Here is a 456-nt window from a genome sequence, read left to right as displayed (position 1 = left end):
TGACAAGGGCATGTCGGCGATCGAGTATTGCCGCACGGCGGCCCTTGGCGGTCGGCAGCGGTCGCGCCGTCGCCGACTTCGGCCGCAGATCGAAATCCCCATAGCCATCGACTGTGCCCCGCGGGTTCCTTCCTCGGGGACTTTCGTACGCCTGCCGGCGCCCGAAACTCTTCACGGAAGCAGAAGGTGCGGTTCTGAAACGAACTGGCCAGAAAAGGGCTCCCCTACCGGAAATCGGCGGCAGTCAAAGTGTAAGAGCTGCGGCGGTCGCGAGAATCGGCTTTGCTGGCAATCTTGTGAATGGATGATCGCAAGGTGTCGAAAGCTGAAAGGCATTTTGTTTCCGACGCCGTTGTCCCCACCAAGGCGATGTCCGATTTTGCCAGCGCCGCGATCTCGACGAAGAAACGCACCTCGAACATGCAGTCATTGCCGGTGAAGCGGACGGCGTTTCGG

1 protein-coding gene is annotated in these 456 nt (G+C 60.5%); it reads right to left on the bottom strand.

Translation table 11 applies throughout. The features are described from left to right. Positions 1–224: 224 nt before the first annotated feature. Positions 225–456: DUF1488 family protein (locus tag EN991_RS39435; protein ID WP_127370694.1), on the bottom strand; the 232-nt coding region annotated here is incomplete at its 5' end.

The sequence above is a fragment of the Mesorhizobium sp. M7A.F.Ca.US.005.03.2.1 genome, assembly GCF_003997795.1.
GTDB lineage: Bacteria > Pseudomonadota > Alphaproteobacteria > Rhizobiales > Rhizobiaceae > Mesorhizobium > Mesorhizobium ciceri.
This window is presented reverse-complemented; position numbering and strand designations above follow the sequence as displayed.